Origin of the sequence: Bradyrhizobium sp. S3.3.6 (genome assembly GCF_040546905.1) — a bacterium.
GTDB lineage: Bacteria > Pseudomonadota > Alphaproteobacteria > Rhizobiales > Xanthobacteraceae > Bradyrhizobium > Bradyrhizobium cytisi.
Genome location: NZ_JBEPOT010000003.1, coordinates 441,036 through 464,759 on the forward strand (window position 1 = coordinate 441,036; position 23,724 = coordinate 464,759).

The 23,724-nt window shown below is 64.0% G+C and carries 22 protein-coding genes; 5 read left to right on the plus strand and 17 right to left on the minus strand.

Features of this window, described 5'->3' with window-relative positions; translation table 11 throughout:
• Positions 1 to 7: 7 nt before the first annotated feature.
• Together ABID59_RS10955 and ABID59_RS10960 are read right to left on the minus strand one after the other, a co-directional pair.
• Positions 8 to 1,477, minus strand: a complete 1,470-nt coding sequence (locus ABID59_RS10955; protein ID WP_354083397.1) for a carboxylesterase/lipase family protein — start codon at positions 1,475 to 1,477, stop codon at positions 8 to 10.
• 81 nt (positions 1,478 to 1,558) lie between these two features.
• On the minus strand, positions 1,559 to 1,795 hold the full coding sequence (locus tag ABID59_RS10960; protein WP_148753092.1) for a hypothetical protein: 237 nt from the start codon (positions 1,793 to 1,795) through the stop codon (positions 1,559 to 1,561).
• 191 nt (positions 1,796 to 1,986) lie between these two features.
• Between ABID59_RS10960 and ABID59_RS10965 the strand changes: the two genes are divergently transcribed.
• The 3 genes from ABID59_RS10965 (at position 1,987) to ABID59_RS10975 (ending at position 5,521) form a co-directional block, all read left to right on the plus strand.
• Positions 1,987 to 4,677, plus strand: a complete 2,691-nt coding sequence (locus ABID59_RS10965; protein WP_354083398.1) for a flavin-containing monooxygenase — start codon at positions 1,987 to 1,989, stop codon at positions 4,675 to 4,677.
• Positions 4,678 to 4,806: 129 nt separating this feature from the next.
• Complete coding sequence (locus ABID59_RS10970) at positions 4,807 to 5,079, plus strand: hypothetical protein (RefSeq protein WP_354083609.1); 273 nt, start codon at positions 4,807 to 4,809, stop codon at positions 5,077 to 5,079.
• Between the two features lie 136 nt (positions 5,080 to 5,215).
• Complete coding sequence (locus ABID59_RS10975) at positions 5,216 to 5,521, plus strand: hypothetical protein (protein ID WP_354034124.1); 306 nt, start codon at positions 5,216 to 5,218, stop codon at positions 5,519 to 5,521.
• Here the strand turns inward: ABID59_RS10975 and ABID59_RS10980 are convergent.
• The 7 genes from ABID59_RS10980 to ABID59_RS11010 form a co-directional block, all read right to left on the minus strand.
• Complete coding sequence (locus ABID59_RS10980; protein ID WP_354083399.1) at positions 5,493 to 5,666, minus strand: hypothetical protein; 174 nt, start codon at positions 5,664 to 5,666, stop codon at positions 5,493 to 5,495. The genes ABID59_RS10975 and ABID59_RS10980 overlap by 29 nt on opposite strands.
• Positions 5,667 to 5,766: 100 nt before the next feature.
• The gene (locus ABID59_RS10985; protein WP_354083400.1) at positions 5,767 to 6,303 is read right to left on the minus strand and encodes a septal ring lytic transglycosylase RlpA family protein; all 537 of its coding nucleotides are present in this window, start codon (positions 6,301 to 6,303) and stop codon (positions 5,767 to 5,769) included.
• 152 nt (positions 6,304 to 6,455) lie between these two features.
• A complete protein-coding gene (locus ABID59_RS10990) occupies positions 6,456 to 6,623 on the minus strand; it encodes a hypothetical protein (RefSeq protein ID WP_354083401.1) in 168 nt (55 codons plus the stop codon).
• A 136-nt stretch (positions 6,624 to 6,759) separates the two neighbouring features.
• Positions 6,760 to 9,294 carry a M56 family metallopeptidase gene (locus ABID59_RS10995; protein ID WP_354083402.1) on the minus strand — a complete coding sequence of 845 codons (2,535 nt, stop codon included), beginning with the start codon at positions 9,292 to 9,294 and terminating at the stop codon, positions 6,760 to 6,762.
• Entirely contained in the window at positions 9,291 to 9,683 is a 393-nt protein-coding gene (locus ABID59_RS11000; protein ID WP_148753097.1) for a BlaI/MecI/CopY family transcriptional regulator, read from the minus strand. The genes ABID59_RS10995 and ABID59_RS11000 overlap by 4 nt, the downstream gene beginning before the upstream one ends.
• A 311-nt stretch (positions 9,684 to 9,994) precedes the next feature.
• Positions 9,995 to 11,647, minus strand: coding sequence for an NAD-dependent malic enzyme (locus tag ABID59_RS11005; protein ID WP_354083403.1), 1,653 nt, complete (start codon positions 11,645 to 11,647; stop codon positions 9,995 to 9,997).
• Positions 11,648 to 11,934: 287 nt separating this feature from the next.
• On the minus strand, positions 11,935 to 12,933 hold the full coding sequence (locus ABID59_RS11010; protein WP_354083404.1) for a tripartite tricarboxylate transporter substrate-binding protein: 999 nt from the start codon (positions 12,931 to 12,933) through the stop codon (positions 11,935 to 11,937).
• Between the two features lie 243 nt (positions 12,934 to 13,176).
• Here ABID59_RS11010 and ABID59_RS11015 point away from each other — a divergent pair, with 243 nt between their 5' ends.
• Positions 13,177 to 13,578: a hypothetical protein gene (locus ABID59_RS11015; protein ID WP_354083405.1), complete on the plus strand. Its 402-nt coding sequence runs from the start codon at positions 13,177 to 13,179 to the stop codon at positions 13,576 to 13,578.
• 306 nt (positions 13,579 to 13,884) lie between these two features.
• On the opposite strand, the gene ABID59_RS11020 is transcribed toward ABID59_RS11015, so the two are convergent.
• From ABID59_RS11020 to ABID59_RS11030, 3 genes are all read right to left on the minus strand, one after another.
• Entirely contained in the window at positions 13,885 to 14,214 is a 330-nt protein-coding gene (locus tag ABID59_RS11020; RefSeq protein WP_354034137.1) for a hypothetical protein, read from the minus strand.
• Between the two features lie 11 nt (positions 14,215 to 14,225).
• On the minus strand, positions 14,226 to 15,299 hold the full coding sequence (locus tag ABID59_RS11025) for a Y4kA family protein (RefSeq protein WP_354083406.1): 1,074 nt from the start codon (positions 15,297 to 15,299) through the stop codon (positions 14,226 to 14,228).
• Between the two features lie 235 nt (positions 15,300 to 15,534).
• Positions 15,535 to 17,871 (minus strand): mechanosensitive ion channel domain-containing protein, encoded by a 2,337-nt coding sequence (locus ABID59_RS11030; RefSeq protein ID WP_354083407.1) that lies wholly within the window; start codon positions 17,869 to 17,871, stop codon positions 15,535 to 15,537.
• 256 nt (positions 17,872 to 18,127) lie between these two features.
• On the opposite strand from ABID59_RS11030, the gene ABID59_RS11035 reads away from it, so the two are divergent.
• Positions 18,128 to 18,751 (plus strand): hypothetical protein, encoded by a 624-nt coding sequence (locus tag ABID59_RS11035; protein WP_148754200.1) that lies wholly within the window; start codon positions 18,128 to 18,130, stop codon positions 18,749 to 18,751.
• Positions 18,752 to 19,325: 574 nt separating this feature from the next.
• On the opposite strand, the gene ABID59_RS11040 is transcribed toward ABID59_RS11035, so the two are convergent.
• Genes ABID59_RS11040 through ABID59_RS11060 form a run of 5 tightly spaced genes read right to left on the minus strand, consistent with a single transcriptional unit; the run spans position 19,326 to position 23,591 of the window.
• Positions 19,326 to 20,243, minus strand: a complete 918-nt coding sequence (locus ABID59_RS11040) for a polyphosphate kinase 2 family protein (RefSeq protein ID WP_354083408.1) — start codon at positions 20,241 to 20,243, stop codon at positions 19,326 to 19,328.
• Complete coding sequence (locus ABID59_RS11045; protein WP_148754198.1) at positions 20,203 to 21,222, minus strand: branched-chain amino acid ABC transporter permease; 1,020 nt, start codon at positions 21,220 to 21,222, stop codon at positions 20,203 to 20,205. Before ABID59_RS11045 ends, ABID59_RS11040 begins: the two co-directional genes overlap by 41 nt.
• Positions 21,219 to 22,100, minus strand: a complete 882-nt coding sequence (locus ABID59_RS11050) for a branched-chain amino acid ABC transporter permease (protein WP_148754197.1) — start codon at positions 22,098 to 22,100, stop codon at positions 21,219 to 21,221. Before ABID59_RS11050 ends, ABID59_RS11045 begins: the two co-directional genes overlap by 4 nt.
• A gap of 16 nt (positions 22,101 to 22,116) precedes the next feature.
• The gene (locus ABID59_RS11055) at positions 22,117 to 22,821 is read right to left on the minus strand and encodes an ABC transporter ATP-binding protein (protein WP_354083610.1); all 705 of its coding nucleotides are present in this window, start codon (positions 22,819 to 22,821) and stop codon (positions 22,117 to 22,119) included.
• Positions 22,821 to 23,591, minus strand: coding sequence for an ABC transporter ATP-binding protein (locus ABID59_RS11060; RefSeq protein WP_354083409.1), 771 nt, complete (start codon positions 23,589 to 23,591; stop codon positions 22,821 to 22,823). The genes ABID59_RS11055 and ABID59_RS11060 overlap by 1 nt, the downstream gene beginning before the upstream one ends.
• Between the last annotated feature and the right edge of the window lie 133 nt (positions 23,592 to 23,724).

The following is a 23,724-nucleotide window of genomic DNA, read 5'->3' on the forward strand; positions in this document are numbered from 1 at the left end:
GTCCAACTCATTTTTTGCTTTCGCCTGCGAGCCGGTCCAGACGCTCCCCCCAAGGGTCGTCGCCGCTCGCGGTACGATCATTCGCGATCAGCAACAGATGGTCGCGATCCGCGGCAGCATCCCAATGCGGCAGCTCTGCGCCGTTGGGGTCGCCACTCCTGGCGAAGTTGATCCAGTAGGCCCGCATGCGGTTTGCGACCTCGCGGTCGCGTCGCGAGAAGATGCCCGCACCGGGCACGCCCTCCACGCCGAAGATGAACTGCAACTCGCGCCCATGGCCTTCGTCGGGATTGCCGCGCCTGCCTTCCGGCACATAGGCAAAGCGGTAGCGGAAGGTCGGCGCGCCGGTCGCGGCATGAAGCCGGGCGAGCATTCGCACCGGCTCGGAGAAGACCTTGTCGGTGTAGAAGCTCGCCGCAACGTCTGAGGACCTTGCGGCATCGGGATAGAGCTTGCGCAGCTCGTCGATGCTCTCGCCCGACGCGGACAGCATCTCCTTGATCTCGAGCTCGCTGTCGTAACGCGTCTCGTCGTCGTTCGAGCCGATGATCAGGGGAATGCGGCTCTCATGTCCTGCCGCAAATCCCGCGGCAATGTCTTCTGTCACCAGATCTCCATCCATCGCCGGCATAAAGCTGCGCGGCGATTTCTCCAGCAGACGCTTCTCACCAGCAAGCAGACGCGCCGGTTCGGCGGCACGCAGATCCGCCTGTTGCCCGAGCGCGGTGACAAATTGCCGGCCTGCGGCTTCGGCCTCCTGCGACGACGGCAGGCGCGTGCGGCCGGGCACCGATTGCAGAATGGCTTTCTGGAAGAGATTGCGGGATTGCGCGCACAGCATCAGCAGTGCGATCGATGTGGCGCCGGCGCCGTTGCCGAACAGCGTGACGTTGTTCGCATCGCCGCCGAAGGCCGCGATGTTCTCATGCACCCAGCGCAGCGCCGCGATCTGGTCCATCAGGCCGAAATTGCCGGAGCCGCCGTCCGACAGCGCGGGATGCGTCAGCCAGCCGAGCGCACCGAGACGATAATTCACGGTGACCACGATGAGCCCGGCCTGCGCGAGCCTCGCACCATCGAACAGTGGATCATTGGCGGTGCCCTTAACGAAACCACCACCATGGATGAACACCATCACCGGCAGCGGTCCGTCGACGCCGAAGGGACGAAACACGTTGAGCGTGAGGCAATTTTCGCGTCCGGCCGGCAGCGATGGCTGGAGACAGGGCGCGCCATATTCGTAGGCCATGCTCATCTCCGAACTCTCGGGCAAGGCTTGCGGCGGACGCCAGCGCAGGCTGCCTGCCGGCGGCGCTGCATAGGCAAGCCCCTTGAACGATGCCACCTCGCCTTCGACGGCGCCGAGCATCTGGCCTTCGCGCGTCAACGCAAATGGAAATTGCCCAACCGGCTGGGCCACGGCCCTGCCGGTGCAGAGCAATGCAAAGGCTGCAATGAACGCAAGCAGGGACCGCATCTTCAGGGGATCTCGATGCGCGAATTGTTCCCCGGCAGGTTACGTCCGAGCCCCGCAGTGAGGCAAGCGCTGTGGCGGGAGCTAGTCGCCCCTGGCAATAATCTCCGCCAGCGCGCGCCGTGCGATGATGCCGAGCTCGCCGAGCGTGGAGTGGCCGGATCGCGCCGCCTCGATCAGGCGCTCGGCGATGAACCTGCGGCTGTCGTGATCGCCGCCATGCGGCAATTGGCGGCACGTCTCCTCCAGGACGACGTCCATGTTGGCTTTGGTTCGCTCACTCAACTCTGTCATGACGCCCTGGCTTGTAGCCGCAAGCATACACAGACGGATCGTGCATGATTATCCGGGCAATCACGGCCATGGTGCATCGCGATGCGTGCATTGACGCAAGCTTCGCGCCGCCACGATGACGCCGCAAACGGGACTACCGAAGATTGCACCTGCTCTGATGACAAGCCGGGCCTGCGGCGCTAGCCTGCCGGCAAAATAAAATACACGGGAGGAATACCATGCCGGACGCAATGGTCGCCGCACGTGAGTCCAAGGCGGCGAGTGGAACAGCTCAACAGGTCGATGTTGCCGTGGTTGGCGCCGGATTTGCCGGCCTCTATCTACTCCATCGCCTGCGCAAGGCCGGCCTCTCCGCCGCCGGTCTCGACGAAGCCGGCGACGTCGGCGGCACCTGGTACTGGAACCGCTATCCCGGTGCGCGCTGCGATATCCAGACCATCGACTACAGCTACACGTTCGATCCGGAACTCGACAAGGTCTGGACCTGGTCGGAGAAATACGCCACCCAGCCCGAGATCCTGCGCTATCTCGGCTTCGTCGCGGACCGCTACGACCTGCGCCGCGACATCCGCTTCAAGACCAAGGTCACCGAAGCCAAGTGGGACGAGACGGCCGAGCGCTGGCAGCTCACCACCGACAATGGCGCACCGGTCTCCTGCCGCCATTACATCATGGCCACCGGCTGCCTCTCCGCGCCAAAACCGCCGGAGATCGACGGCGTCGGGGATTTCAAGGGCGAGGTCTATTTCACCGGACGCTGGCCGCATGACGGCGTCAATCTCGCCGGAAAACGCGTCGCCGTGATCGGCACGGGATCGTCGGCCATCCAGTCGATCCCGCTAATTGCCGAACAGGCCGCGCTTCTGACCGTGTTCCAGCGCACGCCGAATTTCGCGCTGCCTGCGCATAACGGCCCCTCGCCGGCCGATCGCAGGGACCTGTTCCAGAGCGACCGCGCGGCCTATCGCGAGCAGGCGCGCCAGTCGATGGCCGGCGTGCCCTACCCGCAGCAGACGGCGGTGAGCTGGCAGCTCAGCGACGCCGAGCGGCGCGAACGCTTCGAGGTGGCCTGGGGCAAGGGTGACCTCGTCTATATCCTCACGCAGCTCTGGGCCGACCAGGGCGTCGACTTCGACGGCAACAAGCTGATCTGCGATCTCATTCGCGAGAAGATCTCGGCGGCCGTGAAGGATCCGGAGACGGCGGCAGCGCTGATGCCGCACGATCATCCCTTCGGCGCCAAACGTCCCTGCCTCGATACCAACTACTACGCGACCTACAACCGGCCGAACGTCACGCTGGTCAATCTGCGCCAGGAGCCGATCAAGGCGATCACCGCAGGTGGCATCACCACCGGCAAACGCAACGTCGACGTCGACGTCATCGTGTTTGCGACCGGCTTCGACGCCATGACCGGCGCGATCCGCGCCGTGCATCCGATCACTGGTCGCAACGGCAAGTCGCTCAGCGATGTCTGGGCGCAGGGGCCGCAGAGCTATCTCGGTCTCACGGTCGAGGGTTTCCCGAACTTCTTCATGATCACCGGACCCGGCAGCCCGTCGGTGCTGTCGAACATGGCGGTCTCGATCGAGCAGCATGTCGACTGGGTCGTCGACCGCCTCGCCGCATTGCGCGACGCCGGCTTCACCACGATCGAGCCGACCGTGACGGCGCAAGCCGGCTGGGGCCGGCACATGGCCGACTGCTCGATGGTGACGCTGCACCGGCTCGCCAACACCTGGTACACGGGCGCCAACGTGCCCGGCAAGGTGCAGGGCCTGATGCCCTACACCGGCGGCGTCGGCCCCTATCGCAGCATCTGCGACGAGGTCGCGAGCCGCGGCATGCTCGGCTTCAGGCTCACCGGCCCCAACGTCGCCGCGCAATGCAATGACGGCGAGGTGGTGCGGCTGCAGCCGGACGTGCGGCTGGTGCTGAACCTGCTGGCGTCGCTGAACCTGCCGCCGATCGAGTCGATGGGCGCGATCGGCGCGCGTGCCTTCGTCAACGAGTTCAACAAGGGCCGGCCCGCGGGACGGCCGATCGGCGACGTCGTCGACGGCACCCTGCCCGGCGCGGATGGCCCGCTGCCTTATCGCCTCTACAAGCCGGCCACACCGGGCCCGCATCAGATCGTGGTCTATTTCCACGGCGGCGGCTGGGTGCTCGGCGACGAGCAGTCGGACGAGCCGTTCTGTCGTGACATGGTGCGGCGAACCGGCATGAGCTTTGTCAGCGTCGGCTATCGCCACGCGCCGGAGCATCGCTTCCCCACCGCGGCCGAGGACGGCTATGCGGCGACGCGCTGGATCGCCGGGCATCTGGCCGAGCTCGGCGGCAAGCCGGATCCGGTGCTGGTGGCAGGCTGGAGCGCCGGCGGCAACATCGCTGCCGTCACCTGCCAGCTCGCGCGCGACCGCGGCGGGCCCGAGATCGCCGGCCAGCTGCTGGTGTGTCCGGTCACCGACTGCAGCTTCGACCGGCCCTCCTACAACGACAATGCGACCGGCTACTTCCTGACGCGATCGCTGATGGACTGGTTCTGGGACCTCTACTGCTCGCCGGCCGACCGCACCGATCCGCGTGTCTCGCCGCTGCGCGGCAAGGTCGCCGGCCTGCCGCCGGCCTTCGTCGTCACCTGCGAGTTCGATCCATTGCGCGACGAGGGGATCGCCTATGCGGAAGCGATGGGGGCCGCCGGCGTCCCGGTCGAGCAGCTGAAAGCCCGCGGCCATTTCCACTCGTCCTTTCCGATGGTCGACGTGGTGATCACCGGCGTCCAGGGCCGGATGCAGATGGCTCAAGCCTTGCGGCGCTTTGCCGGGCTGCCGCCGGAGGTCAGTCGCGGCGACGAGACCGGCCACAGCCATGAAAGCCCGGGGCACAAAATCGCAGCTGCCGCGAGTTAAGCCGCCATCGGCCGGGAACCTTTTCCCGGCCGCCGCATTACCGATGCGTGGCATTGAGATGCAGCGATGGGTATGGGCCCCGGCACGGCAGATTGCGTGCTGGGGCTCTTGTTGCGTGAGGCGGGGACGATGGGTGGCGTATCAGTTGAGTCAAAAATCGATTTCAGCGCGCGCGCCGTGCTGCACAAATGGCCGTCACTCGGAAACCAGCGCCGGCCGGACCGCGCGTCCTATCAGGTGAGCGAAGGCACGCTCGACGAGTGCATCTCGGCCTTCATGGAAAAGCCCGCGCCGACCCGGCATCTCTATGAGATCCACACCGCGCCGCAGCCGCCGCTGGTCACGGACATCCTCTCGCCCGAACACATCGCAGAGCTGTCGCGGCTGCGGGAATTTCTCTGATTGCCGGTGGGCGAGCGGCTGCACGCGCACGACGAACGTCTTAGCCGCTTCCGCCGGCTTGGGTAGGAACCTTCTTCCGGTTTTTCCTGTTAATAGGATCGGAAGCCAATCCAAAGCCAAGACGTGAGCAACTCACATGCTTGAAGCTGGCGCGCAAGTCCCGGTCGTGCCCTTTGGCGCAGATCAAACGCTGTTCGTGGTGATCGATCGTCTCGACGAAGCGACTGAAATCCGGGTCGAACGAAGCGATCTCGACGCTACGATCAGCGAGCTCGTCGCGGGCTGCTTTAACGACCCCATCAAGGTGATCTCGTTCAACACGCTCGAGCACTGGATGAAGGACATCTCGACCGATGTCGCTGATGAGATCCAGGCACGGTGCGGCGTCGATGGCGTGACGCTGCCCGACTATCTCAGCGATTTCGTCGAGAGCCATAGATGACCCGCCTGCCGGCGATGACCTCGATCTCGCGGCGGCGCTCGCCGGCGAAGGTCAGCAGCTTCTCGATCGTCGGCGTATCCGTGATCCGTTTGGCAAGCCGCTCGGCGCGCGCTGCCTGATCTTCGAGATACTGGATCGTGTTCAAGCGCCGTCCCCCCAAAGCCCCGAATTGCCGGGCACCCATGGTGCGGGAGAGCAGCTAACAGCCGGTTAAACGCGGCACGCCGACGGCGATCAACAACGCTCTATCGCACGACGTCGAGCCGGACATTGGTGATGCCCTTGTCGACCATGCCGAGCGCCTCGGCCGCGGAGGGCGAGATGTCGACCACGCGGCCGCGAACGAAGGGCCCGCGATCGTTGACCCTGACGGTCACGGCGCGGCCGGAGGAGACGTCGGTGACGCGCAGCCTGGTGCCGAACGGCAGGCTCGGGTGAGCCGCGGTCAATTCGTTCTTGTCGAACTTCTCGCCGCTCGCAGTTTCCGTGTCCGAATAGAAGCTCGCAACGCCACGCGAGGCCGTAGGCCTTGCGTCCGCGGTCTCGCTGGGAACCCGCACCCGGCTGATCGGCCGCGGATGCAGCGCCGCCACGCGGTGCGGCCGCTCGATCGCGACCTGCCGGCCGGTGCTGGCAAGGTCAGCCTTCTGGCGGCCAACCGGTGATTGCGCGCACGCGGCAAGCGAGGCGGCGCCGATAATGGCGAGCAACAACCGGCTCGAGGTTGCCGGCGAAATCCGGGCCGTTTCGGCAGTAGTTTCTGCACTTGCAAAGCGAGACATGATGCGCCCTCCGAACAACCCCAAGTTTCGGTGGGCAATGAGGGCAGAACCTTGGCTGAACAAAAGCGGCCTTGCGACCGCCAGCGTTTCGCGCCGGCTGTGATGAATCCACCACAGTTAGCTGTCCTGAATCGAAACAGGCTTGCGAAAAATCACCCCGATGCGGCGCGCCAGATGATCGGGCGCGTCTCCGGCCGCGCTTCGCCGCTCGCGACCTCACCGCTGATGAGCCGCATCAACTCGCGCCGATAGAGCAGCCGCCAGCCGGTTTTCAGGCTGGCGAGAAAGTCGAGCTCCCGTTGCGTCAGCATGTACATCATGAACCCGGTCAGCTTGCGAGGGCCGCGCCGAATTCGCGGGGGCCCGCTACCTAACGTAGTGTTACGTATCGTAACGCTCGCGGCGCTCGTGTGCAAGCCGCGATTGGCGCAAACGCGGCGCCGTCCCGCCGCGCCGCTAGAAATTCGGCCCCAGCGCGATCTTGGTGATCGTTCCGTTCCTGACGCCGATGCGCCATTCCGCAGAGCCTTTGGCGAACTGGGCGACATAGATGTCGCTGTCGAGCGCGGTGACGCCGCGGAACGAGACCGCCCGCAACGCCCCGAGCCGCGCCACGATGGCCTGGTCGAACGGAAGCTGCTGACGCGTGATGTTGGCGACCTCGGTGGTCATATGGTCGTAGTCGGGCTGCCCCTTGCCGATGCCCTCGATATAGTGCCGCAGCATCGCCTCGCCATTGGCGATCGGGACGGCGCGACGCGACGCACGCCCCGGCCTGGCACTGACGTTCGAGGCCTCGACATTATGGAAGCGCGTCTGCCGGCCCGGCACCAGGATCTCCATGCACTTCCCTGACTTGTCGGCAATGACCCATGGGCTGTTCACGGTGGTCAGCGCGGCCCAGGTCATGTCCGACCTGACGACGCTCTGCGCCTTGCGCTCGCCGTCAGCGCCGAGATTGAAGACGTTAATATCGGCATCCGTCTCGTTGTAGAGCATGATCCTGATCGGCGAGGTGCCGGCGTGGCCGCGCACATTCGCCTCTTCCGAGCAGGAGACGATGCCGCCAAGCTCGTCATTGCCGTCGGGCCGGAAGATCACGTCGCCGGCCTTGCCGTCCGGCTCGAGCAGCACGCGGAATTCCGCCGTGCCGTTCTCGAACTTGGCGCCATAGATGTCGTAGCCGCCGGGCCCGACGCCGCGGAAGAAGATCGTCTCGATCGCACCGAGCGCCACGAAGGTCGCGCGCAATTCGTCGAGCCGACGATGGATGCTGGCGGCGAGCGGCGCGCTCATGCGATCATAGTTCGGCGTGCCGCGGCGCAAATCCTCGATCCCCGTGAGGATCGCCTCCTTGCTGCGCGCAGCCGGGACCTGCTCCCTGAACCTGTCAGGGACTTCCGCCAGGCGGCGCGCGAAGTCGGCCTCGATCGCCTGAGCCGCTGCTGCATCGATCCGCTGCGCGAGGCGGGCGCCGGAGGTGGCGTTCTGGACCAGCACGCGCGAGACGCCGGCCGCGTCATCGCGCAGGAAGATCAGGAGATGATCGCCGTGGACGGAGAACGCGCCAGTGCCCTCGGCAAGAACCGGCGCTCGGCCCTGCCCGGTCTCCTGCACTTGCAGACTATCGCCATCGCGCCGCACGGTGAGCACGCGGCCCGGCGCGATCCTGTACCAGCCGACATATTGATCGAGCGACACCGGGTCCGTAGCCGGCGCCGGCATCTCGGCAACGCGAACGGCGCGCACGTCGCGGCCATTCATGCGCAGCGTCAATTCGGACGAGCGACGCTCCGCATCAACAGGGAACGTGATCTCGCCGAACGACGCCGCATAGGACGCCGTGCCGTCGCTGGCGACGGTCAGGCGCAGCCTGCGTTGTCCGGTGAGCTGCCCGTAGATTTCGTCGCCCTCGCGGAAGATGGCGAACACCGAGGCAGGGCCCATGACGTTGAAATTGACGGCGTAGAAATTGACGAACGGATGATAATGCTCGGCCGGCACCTGGCCGAGATCTGCGCCGGCGGGCACCGGATCCGGCGTGCGATAGGCGATCATGCCGGCCGACACGATCACGACAGGCACGATCGCGGCCGCGATCCACAGCCGCTTGCGCCAACCGACCGCTGCGGGCATGGCGGCGGCTGCGATAATGCGTTCGACCCGCGCGCGCACGGTCGAAGCCCGCGCCATCGCAAGCTCCATCGGCCGCGGCTTCACGGAGGTCGCGACGTCGAGCAGGATTTCGGCGTAGGACAGCCGGTCGTCGATCATCTCGATCGCGCGGGCATCGCTGATGATCTCGGCAAGCTCTGCAAGGCGCGCCAGCTGCCACCAGGAGAACGGGCTGAACCAGAACACCGCGCGGTTGAGCGAGGCGAGCAAGAGGACGTAGAAATCGCCATTGGCGACATGCGCGCCCTCATGGGCGAGCACGGCGAGGCGCTTCTTCGCGTCCCAGCCGAAAAACTGCGGCGGCACCAGGATGGTCGAGCCGAAGGTGACGGGGCCGCCGACGTCGCGGCTGACGCGCACATCGGCATCGATCATCTCACGGCTTTTCACCGGCTTCGCCGCGCGCGCCAGACGCCAGGTCAGGCAGAGGCCGATGGCCAGCCGCAGCAGCATCAGGCCGGCGACGCAGGCATAGACGGTGGTGGCGACCATCCACCAGTCGATCGAGACACCTCGCTTCAGCATCGGCGCGATGGCCGCAGCGGGCGCGATCGGCAGGGACGGCTGCGGTCGCTCCAGCATCGAGAAGTCGGCCGGCCACGCTTCGTCCGGCACCGGCACCGACAACGGCATCCGGTCGATGGTGAGCGTCGGCCAATGCATCACGAACGGCATCGCCAGCGATGCCAGCAGCACGACCACCCACGCCGTCATCTGGACGTGCGGGTTGCGCACGCGAAACAGGATGAGACCGATCCAGACGACGCCTCCCAGCGCGAAGGAGCGTAACGCCGCCTCAGCCAGAGCCGCGATCATTCTTTTTTCACTCCCCTCGCCTTCTTCGCCTTAGCCACCTGGTCGGCCAGCGCACGCAATTGCTGCTGGTCGAGCATCGCATTGTCCACCATGCCGACGAGGACCTCCTCCATCGAGCCGTTGCAGAACCAGTCGACGATGCGCTGCACCGCCTTGGCCGCAACCCGCGCCCGCTCTTCGGCGGCGTGATAGACGTAGGTGCGCCCGTCCACGGTGTGGCGAGCATAGCCCTTTTCTTCCAGCCGGCGCAGCACCGTCCGCACCGTCGATTCCTTCAGGCGTCGCGATAGCCGCTCGCGCACGATTTCGGCCGTGACCGGCCCATGGGCCCATACCAATTGCATGACCTCGTGCTCGAGATCGCCCAGGTCGGGCAAACGATCGTCCATGTGGCTTACCTAACAGCTTGAGATTCTTGTAACGCTACGCAGCGTCGCACATAAGGCACGGGCAGACAACGGCGATTCCGGCTGAGCCGGGGTCGGCGTGCCGGGCTGTCGCATATGCGAAAGGGCAGGCGGCTTGCCTGCGGCCATCCTTCGAGACGCCCGCCTGCGGCGGGCCCTCAGGATGAGGACGCGTCTGCTGCGAGATACCAGACCCTCATGGTGAGGAGCCCGCCAAAGCGGGCGTCTCGAACCATGCAGGCCGAACTCTCCCGGCAGTATTCAACCGTCATAAGCGACAGGCTTGGACTGGTTCAATACTTCGGCTCGTACATCTGCGACTGGACCAGGCCCTTGACGTCGTTGGGCGCGGGTCCGTCGGCGAGCCCGCGCTGATAGGCGACATCGGCGACGGCCACCGCGATGCGGGCCGAGACCTCCCGGATGCGGGGCAGCGCAGGATAGAGGCTGCCCTGATCGAGGTCCTCCTTGCCGACGCAATTGGCGAGCGTATGCGCGGCCGCCATGAACATCTCGTCGGTCACGAGCCGCGAGCGGCTGGCGATGACGCCGAGGCCGACGCCGGGGAAGATGTAGGAGTTGTTGCCCTGGCGCGGCACGAAGGTGCGGCCATTGAGCGTGACCGGATCATAGGGGCTGCCGCAGGCGAACAGCGCGCGGCCCTCGGTGTAGCGATAGGCATCCTCCGCCGAGCACTCGGCCTTCGAGGTCGGGTTGGACAGCGCGAACACGATCGGCTGCTCGTTCAACTCGGCCATCGCCTTGAGCACCTCGGGCGTGAAGGCGCCACCCACCGCGGCGACGCCGATGATCGCCGTCGGCTTCAGCGTCTTGATCGCGGTGAGGAAGTCGGCGATCGGCGCCTGGTCCTTGTGCGCATAACGGAGCTTGTGGCCGGAGAGGCCTTCGCGACCGCCGACGACGAGGCCGCGGGAATCCACCAGCCAGTTGCGCCGGAGCGCCTCGGCTTCCGTTGCGCCCTCCGCGATCATGGCGGAGACGACGAGATCGGCGATGCCGGTCGCAGCCTCGCCTGCACCTAGGAACAGGATGCGCTGATCCCGGAGCTTGCCGCCATTGACGCGCAGCGCCGAGAACAGGCCGGCGAGCGCAACCGCTGCGGTGCCCTGGATGTCGTCGTTGAAGACGCAGGCTTCGTCGCGATATTTGTGCAGCAGCTTGAACGCGGAATGGTTGGCGAAGTCCTCGAACTGGATCAGCACATCGGGAAACGTCTTGCGCGCTGCGACCATGAATTCGTCGACGAAGCTGTCGTAAGCGTCTCCGGTGAGCCGCCGCTCGCGCAGGCCGAGATAGTAGGGATCGCTGAGGAGCTCCTCGTTGTTGGTCCCGACGTCGAGCACGATCGGCAGGCACTGCTCGGGATGCACGCCGGCGCAGGCCGAATAGAGCGAGAGTTTTCCAACGGGAATGCCCATGCCGTTGGCGCCGAGATCGCCAAGCCCCAAAATGCGCTCGCCGTCAGTGACGACGATGAGTTTTGCGGCATTGGGCCAGTTCTTCAGGATTTCCGCGATCTGGCCGCGATCGCGCGAGGAGATGAACATGCCGCGCGGCCGCTGGTAGATCAGGCCATATTTCTGGCAAGCGAGCCCGACCGTCGGCGTGTAGATGATCGGCTGGATCTCGTCGATATTGTCGACCACGACGCGAAAGAACAGCGCCTCATTGCGGTCATGCAGCGCGTTCAGCGCGACGAATTTTTCCAGGTCGGTCGGCAGCGTGCGCAGATTGGTCAGCACGCGCTCGACCTGCGTCTCCATTGTCAGCACGCAAGGCGGCAGCAGGCCACGCAGGCCGAGCGCTGTGCGCTCCGCTTCCGTGAAGGCCGTGCCCCTGTTGAGCAAGGGATCGCGCAGCAAGGCCATGCCGTGCGCGGAATCGGACGATGTCGAATGGGTGTCGACCCGAGCAGGTCTATTCACGAATTCCCCCAGGGAGTTTCTTATTGAAGGGCAAGCATTGTCGGCCAGCGTTCCATCGAGATCAAGGACGTTGCTCCTTGGGCCACGATTGTGATCTCGCACCGCAGCGAGATTTTCGCGAGAGAGCGCAGTTGCACGCGGCGAAAAAGTTAACGGCGCGGGGCAACTCGCGCTCCTCATGGTGAGGAGCGCGTCTTCGCGCGTCTCGAACCATGAAGGCCCCTATCTCGCCCGCGTCCATCCTTCGAGACGCCCGCTGCGCGGCCTCCTCAGGATAAGGAAAGCCCCTATTCCGCCTTGATATCCGCGGCCTTCACGACCGGCCACCATTTCTCGGTCTCGGCCTTCTGGAAGGTGCCGAGGGCTGCGGGCGATTGCTGGTCCACTGGCGGAATCTCCTGGCCCAGTTCGGCAAAGCGTTGCTTGACGGAAGCGTCGGCAAGTGCTGCGACGATGGCCGTGTTGAGCTTTGTGACGATCTCCTTCGGCGTGTTCTTCGGTGCCCAGATGCCGTGCCAATAGGAGATGTACAGGCCAGGCAGGCCCGCCTCGTCGACGGTCGGAATGTCGGGCGCGGACGCGAGCCGGGTCGCCGCCGTCACCGCGAACGCCTTGATCGCACCGTTTCTGTATTGCGGCAGCGAGTTCGAGGCCTGGTCGAACATGATGTCGATCTGTCCGGCGACGAGATCGATCATGGCGGGCCCGGCACCGCGGTAAGGCACGAACTGGAAGTCGGTGCCGGTCTTCTCCTTGAAGAAGACGCCGGCGACATGCGCGCCGGTGCCGGCGCCGGCCGTCCCCGCGGTGGCCTTGCCGGGATTGGCCTTGAGCCACGCGATCATCTCTTTCAGATTGTTGGCCTCGAGCGACTTTCGGCCGACGATCAGCTGCGTACCCATCGCGACCAGCGCGACCGGCTCGAAATCGGCGACCACGTCATAAGGCAGCTTGAAGATCCCGCCGTTGAGCACATGCGTGCCCCAATGGCCGATGGTGATGGTGGTGCCATCTGGCGTGGCGCGTGCAACGCGCGCGCCCGCGATGCTGCCGGAGGCGCCGGCGACGTTCTCGACCACGATGGTCGCATGCAGTTCGGTGGCAATCCGCTCGGACAGGATCCGCGCCAGCGTATCGGTGGGCCCGCCGGCCGCGAACGGGACCACCAGCGTGATCGGACGGGACGGAAACGGCTGGGCGTCGACGGGCGCGCTCCACGCCACGGATTCGATCAACGCGCAAATGACGATTACATGACCGCGCAATGCAGCCCACAGCCCCCGCATCGTTCTCTCCCACCCTTTTTGCCGCCCGCATGTCGTCAGCGGGCTGAAGCCGGAGTGAACGCTGCCGTACGGGCAGAGGCAAGCTGGAAATGATGCCGGGCCGCTTAGGGCGTGGACTCATAAACTCGAGCTGCACTTCGTGTGAGGTCCGAGTTGGGCCACAAGGCGACATCGCGCGCCAGAACTGCTACGACAGCGGCCACCCAATGATGAAGCTCTATAATCGGTGATTGGTGCGCTGCCATGCGTTACGACCTCGATCTTGTTAACCAGCTATGCCGAGAAGTCGGCCTGGTAGTGCGACTAGGTAACGATTATCGTATAGAGGTCGATCTTGGCCGTGACGCAATTCTGTGCGTTGAGAACGCCGAACGCGAGGAAGACTGCCTGATCGGTTTTCTTGGCATGCCCTGGCATGCGCACGATAATCTTATGTTCGCCGATGCTCGCGGTAACTACATCGAACTCGACTACCTCGATCTGCTCACTGGCTTGAAGGAGGGGCGCGTCCTCGTTTGCGAGCGGGAGGTGAACGGGCGAACGGTAGACATCTGGCTGGTCCACAGCGAGTACAACGACGAGCTCAAGTATCTTGAAGAAGGCGAGCGGATCATCGTGCGTCGCGCAACGGTCCAACTCGCATAATTGGACGGAGCCGACTCTTTGTGTCGGCTCTGGGTCACGAGCTGCGGTCAGCACGAGCGCGAGTCTGGTCCGGTCTACCCTCGACAGCCGACGTGTTTGCAGGCCACGCATAGTTCGGCTTAGGGCCAAAAGCTGACGATAGTGCGGACGTCAATGTTAGCTACAAGTGCCAAATTGCGCGATCGCAACAATTGATGCCGTGCGTCGTGCCGCACCCCATTAGCGTTGCCGACACGATGTCTTCGTCGCGATTAGCTTTGTGCTCTTGTGCTGCGGCGCCGCGTGCCAACGATCGCCGGCGGAACGTCACCCGGTCGGGCCAAAGTAGATACAGTCCGGATCGTCCTTCGGACAGTTGCAACGGCCCATTCGATCCGACAGTTCGGCCAATTGGGGTTTGCTGTCGACGAACTGCTTGATGCTCTTCAGGCCGGTTCGCCGCACTCTAACGAATGTCCCGGCTTTGCCCACGTGCTTATTGAACTCTTCAGTCAAGCCTGCCGTCTTCACTGCATTCAGAATGTGAGCCAAACCATGGGCTCCGAATTCAACGTGCGAAGCGTCGCCCGGCCTCGGTTTCTTCTTCCGATCTGCCTTTGCTTTCGTCGCAGTCTTTCGCACGACCTTCTTTGCCATGAGTATTCTCCCTACTGAGCAACAACGATCGTTGGCTTGAAGATCTTAAGGGCAAGGAACTGCTCAACAGCGGCCGCAGCTCCCCGCTCCGCAGGTCCGCCAGAGTAAGTGATGAATTGGCCGGGATGTGGAACACCAACGGCCGCAGCCCGTGTTACTGGCAGCCTGTGGGGCAGATAGGGCTCCGCGTCCAACTTTTGGGCCGCCGCTTGATCCAGGTAGATGCCCACTGTGAGTAGATGGGTGTCCGTTCGCGAAGCGGCGACGCCGAAGCTCGCATCAGCCACCTGGAAGGCGCGGCCGGCAGGCGCGAACACGATCTTGGGCGTAGCTGTGCCACCGATCTTTGTCACGAACTGTAGTTGATCGACCATGGTTGGCGGCCCTTTAACATTGACCGTACCCTTGGGCTTGTCGTTCTCTGCGACCAGATTCCCAAAAATCGTAAGGTTGAGAAAATCGTCGACTACCTTGTCGATGCCCACCCTTCCAGCAATCGGATAAATGTAATTCTCGTCGACCGGGCGCGTGCAAGTCGGGTGTTTGGTGTTCGCGATCAATTCGCCAAGAGTATCGGTGATCGTGAAAATGCGCTCGTTCTGTCGCGACCGATCAAAGCTCCCGCTCACGCCCATCGACACGACGGAACCTATCGGCAGGGGACGAATGAAGTTTATCTGAGGGTCGAAGTTATTCATCTCCAACCCGGTCAGATCAAAATTGTACGCAATACCCGTGCTGTAGAGGATATCAACGATATGTCTGGCTCTCCCCTTCAATTGTCTGGGATCAAATTTGGCAACGGCTTCCGGGTCGTTCTTAGCTCTCTGGAGGAGATCTGTCCCTATCGTATGCGAAGTCAAATCGACTTGACCGTTGCGAAAATTGTCGTCGTCGGCCAAATAGTTCAACAGTGCTTGCACGCCGGCAGCGCGGGCCTCACAACGAATCTGCTTTACAATTACGCTCGTTCCAACGCCAGCCAGATCGCCGGGTAGCGCATGGATGGCACATCCACTTGAAGCGAGTCCGATAAGAGCAAAGAACAGAAGTTGTCGTCCGCCGGAAATGCCTCGCGCTCTCATAACAACCCCCAATAACCCCGCGTAGCCTATGCGCGAAATAATTGCATGGAAATGCGCTAGTTGCGAGTTATGCACAATGCCGAAGCCTTGGGGGCGCTAAAGACCAAGAAGCTAGGCTCCTAACGGATCGAGCACGCGAGACGCGATTTCTGGTTCGGGTCACAAGCCGCCGATCACACGCAAGGTGGGAGACTTCCGGTTTGCATTGGTAAGCTGACGTTTATGGGTACACGCTCTAGCCGGCCGCCCGCCGCGGCGTCAGATTGTCGGCGCTGTCGGCCGGCGGCGCGATCTGCATCAGGATGGTCTGGACCGGGGATGCGACCTCGATGCCGTTCTGCTGGAAGCGCTGTTTCATGCGGCGGTTGAACTCGCGCTGGACCGGCCAGCGGCCCGCCTCGGTGCAGCGGATCTGACCGACGATCGACACCATCGCACCATCGACCTTGTCGATGCCCCAGAGCTCGAGATCGCCGCGGATCAGCGGGCGGAATTCCTGCTCGCGGCGCATCTCCTCGACGATGTCCTTGAGGATCTGGCCGGCGCGGTCGGTGTCTTCCTTGTAGGCGACATTGACGCTGACGGAGGCATTGCCGGCGCCACGGCTGGCATTGGTGATGGTCGACACCGCGCTGAACGGCACGATGTGCACGGCGCCGTCGCCGGCGCGCAAGCGGATGGTGCGGATCGAGACGTTCTCGACCACGCCTGTGAGGCCCGACACGCTGACGGTGTCGCCGACCTGGACCGTGTTCTCCAGCAGCAGGAACAGGCCGGTGATGAGATCCTGCACCAGCTTTTGCGAACCGAAGCCGATGGCAATGCCGACGATGCCGGCACCCGCGAGCAGCGGCGCGACATTGACGCCGATTTCGCTCAGCGCCGTGAGGCCGACGACCGTGGCGATCACGCACAAAAGCGCCGTGCGCAACATCGGCTGGAAAGTGCGCAGCCGCGCCGCACGGGCATAATGTCCGTCGCGCGACAGCGTATTGATCTGCCGGTCCAGCAGCGCATTGCTGGCTTCCCAGATCGCCGCGGCGATGACGGCAGCGACGCCGATCGTCGCCACCGCCGAGAGCAGCCGGCTGCCGATCTGGCCGCCATAGAACCAGACGATGGCATCGACGCCCCAGACCTCGAGCACGGCGACGAAGCCGATGAAGGCGATCACGCCGGAGACGATCCTGCGCAGCAGCGGCAGATAGCGGTTGGCGCGGATCTCCAGCCCCGGAAAGCGCTGCAGGATCTCCGGCTGGATGCGGAAGCCGCGGTCGATCAGGCTCAGCGTCACCATGATGGCGACCCGCGTGATCAGCACCACCGCGACGGTGCCGACAAAATATTGCAGCAGCAGCGAATAGCCGTTGCGGATGTTCAGCGCCCAGACCGCCCACAGCGCCAGATCGAGCGCGATGGCCAGATAATGCCAGCCGCCGGCGATGCGGTTGCGCAGACGCGCGGCGATCCCCTGCCGGTCCGCGGGTGCGCGGATGGCGTCGGCGACCTGGCGCCGGCATTGCAGGATGATGACGACGACGAAGAGATGCACGACCAGCATCACCATGCGAATGAGCGCGGCGTAGCCGGCGCGATGCAGGCCGAGCAGCAGCGCCACGTTGGCGAAGGCAATGCCGGTTACGGCGACGCCGACGATGCGACGCGCCCAGATCTCGATATAGGCTGCCGTCTCTGCGCGCACCGGAAACAGGCCGAAGGGGCCTGCCAGCGCGCGGACGACGCAAATGAGCCCGCGCGAGAACGCATAGGCGTTGACGACGGCGAGGATCACGAGGCGGACGGTCGCGGGCTCGCCGATCTCCGTTCCGAGCAGTGCGGTCGCGATGCCAACGAAAACAATCACCGGAAGCAATTCGAGCAACAGCCGCCCCAGCACGAAGGGCAGCCGCAGCAACAGCTGCCAGACCCGCGCGAGGCTGTGCCTGCGCTTGTGCAATTCCGGCTCGGGAGTGACGTCGGCGACCGATGAGGGTGGACCGGCAATGAGCAGCGCCTGAGCTGGCAAGTGCGCTGTCTGCGGCACGCGCCCTTCGAGGAAGGCTACGGGGCGCCGCATCAGGCGGACAATCCCCCATTCGGCCGCAAGCGCACAGCCGAACACCAGCGCCAGCTTCCAGGCGATCTCGATCAGGAGATTGTAGGCGTCGGGATCGTTCGCGGTCCGCACGATCCAGTAATAGAACGCCGAGAAATGCGTGAGCGTCCGCGCCATATCGGCGACATCGCGCGAGACGTCGCCGATCTGCTCTGACACGGTGAGCAGAAGCTGCGCACCGAGGCCGTCGGCCGATAGCGGGATCGCAGACTTCTGCTCGGGCGCGGGTGCGGGCTGCTGCGGACCGGACGCATTCGCGATCGCGCGCAGCGTATCGATCATTTGCGCACGCTTCTTGTCGTCCTGAAGCGTCTCCAGCGCCCGCCTGGCCTCGTCAGGCGACAGTGCGGCCGTGCTATTGGCGGCCGGCGCAGGCGGCGCTGCGTGGGCTGGGGAGACGGACGAAAGGACGAGAAAGAAGACAGCGACAAGCGCCGAAGCAAGCTTATGCGACACGCGGATTCCTCAAAATAAATGAAATGCGCCGGCGGAATCGGGACCGCACGAAGCACTGCGTCATGCCGGATGGAGGCTATTCGCCCCCAACCTGTGTCGGAAGTTTGCCGGTGAGGCGACCATCTCTTGGCATTTCCTCTCGCATTTCCTTGGGCATTTCCTTGGGCATTTCCCGCAACGCAGATGTGATGGAACCGCTTCGTGGTCAATGTCGCAAAAGCATGCGAGGTTGCGGGTGGGAATTCGGGGGCATCACATGACAGATTCCGATCGGCGCCGGCTCGTGCTTGCGGGAGCCGCGGTCGTGCTCGGCCTGCCATCAGCGGTCGCGCAGAATGGACCGACTTTCACCTATCGCGGCATCACGGTCGACACCAGCGCCGCGCAGGACCCGCCTTATATCATGGAGGTCGTCGCGTCGCTGAAGCATCAGATTGACATCGTCGTGGAATGCGGCGCGAAGCCCGAGATCATGACTTTCTTCAAGAGCCAGCCGGTCTCGGTCAAGCCCGGACAGGGCGACGGCGGCGGGCACTTCACGTCCAAGGTCAAGGGCGTCACGGTTGACGCGGCCGTCGTTGCGCCGGAGAAGCCGGTGCTGCTGCACGAGCTGCTCCACGCCTATCATTTTCGCGTCCTGCCGGGCGCGCTGGAGAATCCGGACCTCGTCCGTTTCTACGGCATCGCCAGGCAGGACGAGCTCTATCCGCTGGACGCCTACGTGCTGAAGAATGTGCAGGAGTTCTTCGCGGTGACCGGAAGCCTCTATCTCTGGGGCAATGTCGACCGTCCCCCCAACAATCGCGCCACGCTGCATGACAAGCAGCCGGTGTATTATCAATGGCTCGGTGATCTCTTCGGCGTGCAGAAGAAGGCGTAGCCGATGCGCGAGGGTGCAAAACGCACAGCGCCGGGCAGGTAGGGGCCATGCCTTACTGACTGCAGCCCACTAAACCTTTACCCGGCGTGCCGTTCGCGGTTTTCGCCGCTATGCGATAGTCCGAACGAGCTCCATCGCACTTAACGCGGCTGGATTTGCGGAGGTGGAGTCATAGACCTCCCCTTGCTCATGAGGTGGACGTTACGCGTCGCTTGTTTGCGACCATCGGCATGCTCCTCCTGTGACATAAAACTGTCAAGCGGGATCAAATGGCCTGAGCATCACATTTGCAGAGCGGTTCCGCGACGACGGACCACATCAGAGCCGCACCGGCGCAATGGTGACATCATGCCCCTGTTTTGCCCGACGGGTCAAACGAAATTCTTTGAATCCGAATATCATTTGCGCTGTCATTCAAGTCATTGATTTCACGATTATCGGCTACTGTGCATGGGGTTGTTTTCGAGATCGGGCGTACTGACAGCCGACTTGCGCAGAAATCGTAGGGTGGGCAAAGGCGCACTCGTGCCGTGCCCACCATCTCTCCTGTCCGAACGAAGATTGGTGGGCACGCTTACCGCTTCCCCTTCCCCTCCTTCTCCAGCGCCTTGCGCACATTCTCGAACTCCGCCAGCGAAGCCTTGTCGGCGCGGGGAAAGCGCAGGTCCAGTTTTTCGAGCTCCGCGACGATGACGGAGCCGATCACCACGCGGGCAAACCATTTGTGGTCGGCGGGCACGACATACCACGGCGCATGCCGCGTGGCGGTGTGGCGCACGATGTCCTGATAGACCGCCTGGTAGCGCGGCCACAAGGCGCGCTCCTCGATGTCGCCCATCGAGAACTTCCACTGCTTGGCCGGCTCCTCCAGCCGGTCGAGAAAACGCGCGCGCTGCTCTTCCTTGGAGACGTTGAGAAAGAACTTCAGCACCAGGGTGCCGTTGCGGGAGAGATAACGTTCGTAGGCGGAGATGTCCTCGAACCGCTCCTTCCAGATATTTTTCGTCACGAGCTTTTGCGGCAGCTTCTCCCTGGCGAGGATCTCCGGGTGCACGCGCGTCACCAGGCATTCCTCGTAATGGGAGCGGTTGAAGATGCCGATATGGCCGCGCTCCGGCAGCGCGAGGACGTGGCGCCAGAGGAAATCGTGGTCGAGCTCCTTGCTGCTCGGTGCCTTGAAGGAAGTCACCTCGCAACCCTGCGGGTTGATGCCCTCGAAGATCGCCTTGATCGCACTGTCCTTGCCACCGGCGTCCATGGCCTGGAACACGATCAGCACCGACCAGCGGTCCTGGGCGTAGAGCTTCTCCTGGAACGCGACCAGCCGCTTCTTGTTGGCGTCGAGAATCTCCTGCGCCGCCTCCTTGTCCAGATCGCCCTTCTCGTTGGTCTTGTAGCCTTTCAGGCGAAACTTGCCGGACCCGTCGTGCCGGAATGGCGTGATGTAGCGGTCAAGTTCCTGGGCGAGCGATCTGGACGGCTTTTTGCTCATGAGCGCGGGGCACCTTGCGTTGCGACTTCAATCGGTCGAGCAGGCTACCAAGGATGCCCTTCGGAAGGAATATGATGAAAAGCACCAGCAGCACGCCGTAGACGAGATTGTCCCAGCCAACCGCCCTGGTGCCGAAGCCGATGCGCAGGGTTTCGGCGAGCAGGATGGTGATGACGGCGCCGACGGTCGGGCCGAGCGAGACGAACAGACCGCCGACGATGGCCGCGAACACCATCTGGAGCGACACCGCGATGCCGGAGACGGTGTCGGGCGTGATGAACATCTGGTACTGGCAATAGATCGCGCCCGCCAGTGCCGTCATCACGGCGCTGATCAAGGTGATCTTCAGTTTCTCCGCGGTGACGTCGACGCCGGCGGCGGCAGCCGCGTCCTCGTCCTCCGAGATCGCCTCGAGCGCGTAGCGGCTCATGCTGCGATCGATCAGGTGCCAGGCGACGATGCCGCCGAGCCATACCGCAAGCGCTATCAGATACCAGGTCGTCTTGTCGTCGAATTGCAGCGCCAACAGCTTGTTGCCCGAGGCGCGGTTCGGGGTGTAGCCGAGCGAACCGCCGGTATAGTCGCGCGTGGCCGTGATGATCTGGAGCACGATGCCGGAGAGCGCGAGCGTCACCAGCACGAAGTAATGCCCGGTGATGCGGAAGCGGAAGCAGGGATAACCGACGATCAGCGCCAGCGCTCCGGCCGCGACCATGCCGACGGGAATCCCGATCCATGGCGACAAGCCGAGATGGTTCCACAGCAGCGCGGTGACATAGGCGCCGATCCCCATGAAGCCGCCATGCCCGAGCGAGACCAGGCCGAACCGCCCCATCATCGACCACGACGTGTAGGCGAACGACCAGATCAGGATCAGCACCAGAATGTGCAAATGATAGGGATCGCGATACACGAACGGCAGCGCGACCAGCGCGGTCAGTCCTAATCCCCATGCGACAAGCCGGCCCTGCCCCATCATCGGCGCCTCGCGAGCAGGCCCGCGGGCCGGATGAACATCATGACGATGAAGAAGGCGAAGGCGAGCACGTAGCCCCATTCGAGATCGGAGAACAAGCCGCCGAGCGAGATGATCTCGGCAAACACGAAGGCCGCAATGAAGCCGCCGATGAAATTGCCGAGGCCGCCGAGCACGCAGATCAGGAAGGTGATCGGCCCGAACGAGAGGCCGACGAAGGGATGCACATCGTATTGCAACACCAAGAGGCAGGCGGCGAGCCCGGCCAGCCCGCCGCCGATCGCGGACGTGATGAGATAGATCCGTTTGGTGTCGACGCCCATCAGCGCCATGATCTGGCGGTCCTGCGAGATGGCGCGGATCGCGGTGCCGGTGAAGGTGCGGGTCATGAACAGATAGACCGCGACCATGCCGACCAGCGCCGCTAGGAACGACAGAAGTCGCGCGTAGCTGAAATTCATGTCGCCGAAGGCGAGCACCGGCAGGCGGATGCCGAGGTTGCGGAAGTCGATGCCGAAGGCGACGGTGGCAAAGCTCTGCAGCACGAACAGCACGCCGCCGGTCGCGAGCAGCTGGTTGATCGGCGGCGCCGTCAACAGCGGCGCGATCACGAGATAATGCAGCAAGGCGCCGAGGATCGCGACCAGCAGAATGGTCAGTGGCGCTGCGATGAAATAGCTGATGCCGTAATACTGGACCAGGAAGTACATCGCGTACATGCCGATCATCACGAGCTCGGCGTAGCAGATCCAGGTCACGTCGATGACGCCGAAGATCAAATTGAGCCCGAGCGCGAGCAGCGCCAGCACGCCGCCGAGCAGGATGCCGTTGATCACGGCCTCCAGCAGATAGATGTCGAAAATGTCCAGGAACGCCTGCATGCCCTCGCCCGCCCTTTCACACCCCGAGATAAGCTTCCTTGACCGTGTCGCTCGCCAGCATCTCGGCCGAGGTGCCTGAGGCGCGGATCGTCCCGGCTTCGATCAGATAGGCCCGGTCGACCACGCGCAGCACCTGCTGCACGTTCTGCTCGACGATCAGCACCGTCAGTCCGCGCGCGCGAATCCGCTTCATGAGCTCAAACACCTGCTGCACCACCACCGGCGCCAGCCCGGCGGACGGCTCGTCGAGCAGGAGGAGCTTTGGATTGGACATCAGCGCGCGGCCGATCGCGCACATCTGCTGCTCGCCGCCGGACATGGTGCCGGCCATCTGATGGCGGCGCTCCTTCAGCCGCGGAAACAGGTCGAACACGACCTCCTGCCGCTCGGCATAATGGCCGCGCGCCTCCTTCATGAAGGCGCCCATCTTGAGATTGTCGTCGACCGTGAGCTGCGGAAACAGCCGCCGGTTCTCGGGCACATGCGCGATCCCGAGGCTGACGATCTTGTGCGCCGGCGTCGCGACGACGTCGGCGCCCTCCATGGCAATCGATCCGCGCGAGGGACGGATCAGGCCTGAGATGACACGCATCAGCGTGGTCTTGCCCGCGCCGTTCGGACCGATGACGCCCACGGCCTCACCGGCCTTCACGTCGAGATTGACGTCGAACAGCGCCTGGAACGTGCCGTAGCCGGCATTGACGCCGCGAAGCTCCAGCATCATTGGCCTCCCGCGCGGCGGCGCGCTTCGGCGGCCGCAGCCTGCGTGGTCTCGGCATCGGTGCCGAGATAGACCTCGATGACGCGCGGATCGCCCGCAACCGCGCTCGGCAGGCCTTCCGAAATTTTTTCGCCGTGATCGAGCACCATGACGCGGTCGACGACGCGCATCAGGACGCCCATGATATGCTCAACCCAGATGATAGTGATGCCGAGCTCGTCGCGGATGTTGCGCAGCATGTCGGCAGCCTGGTCCATCTCGGCATCGTCGAGACCGCCGAGGCTCTCGTCGGCAAGCAGAAGCTTTGGCGCGGTGGCGAGCGCCTTGGCGAGCTCGAGCTTCTTCAGCCCGGCCGCGCCGAGGCCGTCAACGCTGGCGTGGCGATCGGTCGGCAGGCCCACCATCGCGAGTGACCGCTCCGCCGCCTCCTCGGCCTTGACGCGGCTATGGCGGCCCTGGCCATAGAAGCCGGCAAGCACGACGTTCTCGAAAATCGTCAGCCGCCGGAACGGCCGCGGAATCTGGAAGGTGCGGCCGATGCCCCGGTTGATGATCCGGTGCGGCACCAGCCCCGCGATCTCCGAGCCATCGAACAGGATCGATCCGGAGCTTGGCGCCAGCGTGCCGGAGAGCATGTTGAAGATCGTGCTCTTGCCCGAGCCATTGGGACCGATCAGACCGAGAATCTCGCCCTGCTCGACTCTAAACGACACGTTATTGACAGCGGTGAAGCCGCCAAACCGCTTCACCAGCCCGCTGACCTCCAGCACCGCCCCGCTCCGCCGCTACTGGTTGCTGTAGGAGGCGCATCTAAACCTCCCTGGACGATTGTGCATTGCAATTTTTTGTTTTGCTTTTGCGCCCATCACATGGGCTGGGGCGCGCGATGTCAAGCCTCGCGCG